We start from the raw sequence: 2118 nt of genomic DNA, 5'->3' as shown, positions 1-2118 counted from the left end.
CGATCCTCGCCCTGTTCGTCGTCTACCACCTGCTGCACCTGACGGCCGGCAAGGTCGGCTTCCAGCCCGGCGCATACCAGCACCTGGCGGTTCACCACAATGTCGAGGCTGCCTTCTCGGTCTGGTACGTGGCGCTCTTCTACGTAATCGCGATGGCGTGCCTGTGCCTGCACCTTGACCACGGCATCTGGAGCATGTTCCAGACGCTCGGCTGGAACGACGCGCGCACTACGCCGCTGCTCCGCGCGGTGTCACGCGGCCTCGCGCTCGTCGTCTGCGTCGGATTCATCTCCGTCCCCGTCTCCGTGTGGGTCGGCTGGCTGCGTTGAAAGGAGAGATGCGATGTCCACTCTTCCCAGCGAGGGACAAGGCCTGCGGCCGGACTCGGCGCCGAAACCGGAACCGCTCCTGGACGCGAGGATTCCCGACGGGACGATCGAGCAGAAGTGGGACCGCTGCCGCGCCGAGATGAAGCTCGTGAATCCCGCCAACCGGCGGAAGCACACCATCCTGATCGTCGGCTCGGGCCTCGCCGGTGCCGCCGCGGCGGCGACGCTCGGCGAGCAGGGCTACCACGTGCACTGCTTCTCGTTCCACGACACGCCGCGCCGCGCCCACTCGATCGCCGCCCAGGGCGGGATCAACGCCGCCAAGAACTACCGCAACGACGGCGACAGCATCTTCCGCCTGTTCAAGGACACGGTGAAGGGCGGCGACTTCCGCGCCCGCGAGGCCAACTCGTACAGGCTGGCGCAGGTCAGTGTCGAGATCATCGACCAGTGCGTCGCCCAGGGCGTGCCCTTCGCCCGGGACTACGGTGGCCTGCTCGAGACGCGCTCCTTCGGCGGCGTCCAGGTCGAGCGGACCTTTTACGCACGCGGCCAGACCGGCCAGCAGCTCCTGCTCGGGGCCTACCAGGCGCTGGAGCGCCAGATCGCGGCGGGGACGGTGACGATGCATCCGCGGAGCGAGATGCTCGACCTCGTCGTCATCGACGGCAAGGCGCGCGGCATCGTGACGCGCAATCTCGAGACCGGCGCAGTCCGTTCGCACGTCGGCGACGTCGTGGTGCTTGCCACCGGCGGCTACAGCAACGTCTTCTACCTCTCGACGAACGCCAAGGCGTCGAACTGCACCGCCATCTGGCGGGCGCATCGCAGGGGCGCGCTCTTCGGCAATCCGTGCTTCACGCAGATCCATCCGACCTGCATCCCGCAGTCGGGCGAGCACCAGTCGAAGCTGACCCTCATGTCGGAGTCGCTGCGCAACGACGGCCGCGTCTGGGTTCCGAAGAAGAAGGGCGACACGCGCGGGGCGAACGACATCCCGGAGAGCGAGCGCGACTACTATCTCGAACGCCGCTACCCGAGCTTCGGCAACCTCGTGCCGCGCGACGTCGCCTCGCGTGCCGCCAAGGAGGTCTGCGACGAGGGTCGCGGTGTCGGGCCGGGCGGCCACGGCGTCTACCTCGATTTCGCCGATGCGATCGCACGCCTCGGGCTCGACGATGTCCAGGCGAAGTACGGCAACCTCTTCGAGATCTACGAGCGCATCACGGGGGACGATGCCTATCGCGTGCCGATGCGGATCTATCCGGCTCCGCACTACACCATGGGCGGTCTGTGGGTCGACTACCACCTGATGTCGACGATTCCTGGGCTCTTCGTCGCCGGCGAAGCCAACTTCTCCGACCAGGGCTCGAATCGGCTCGGCGCGAGCGCGCTTATGCAGGGGCTGTCCGACGGCTACTTCATCCTGCCCGCCACCGTGCCGGACTACGTGGCCAGCGCGAAGGTCGAGAAGGTCGATGCCTCGCACCCGGCGTTCCGCGGGGCCGAAGAGCAGGTTCATCGACGCACGCAGGCGCTCCTCGCGACCCACGGGCGACGAACCGTGCACGCCTTCGCCACCGAGCTCGGCCGGCTCATGTGGGACGAGTGCGGCATGGCGCGCTCGGACGCCGGACTGCGACGGGCGCTCGCGAAGATCCCCGAGCTGCGCGAGGAGTTCCAGAAGAACATCCGCGTGCTCGGGAGCGGGGAGGAGCTGAACCAGTCGCTCGAGAAGGCCGGCCGCGTCGCGGACTTCCTGGAGCTGGCGGAGCTCATGTGCACGGAC

2 protein-coding genes are annotated in these 2118 nt (G+C 68.0%); both read left to right on the top strand.

Annotated elements, in window-relative coordinates; genetic code table 11:
* Positions 1-329, top strand: a 329-nt coding sequence (locus VMS22_25650; protein ID HXJ37428.1) for a succinate dehydrogenase, incomplete at its 5' end; no start/stop codon positions are given.
* A 13-nt stretch (positions 330-342) separates the two neighbouring features.
* Positions 343-2118, top strand: a 1776-nt coding sequence (locus tag VMS22_25645; protein ID HXJ37427.1) for a fumarate reductase/succinate dehydrogenase flavoprotein subunit, incomplete at its 3' end; no start/stop codon positions are given.

The organism is Candidatus Eisenbacteria bacterium, assembly GCA_035577985.1.
Classification (GTDB): domain Bacteria; phylum Desulfobacterota; class Binatia; order DP-6; family DP-6; genus DATJZY01.
Note: the sequence above shows the minus strand (reverse complement) of the source record. Positions and strands in the feature narration are given on the sequence as shown.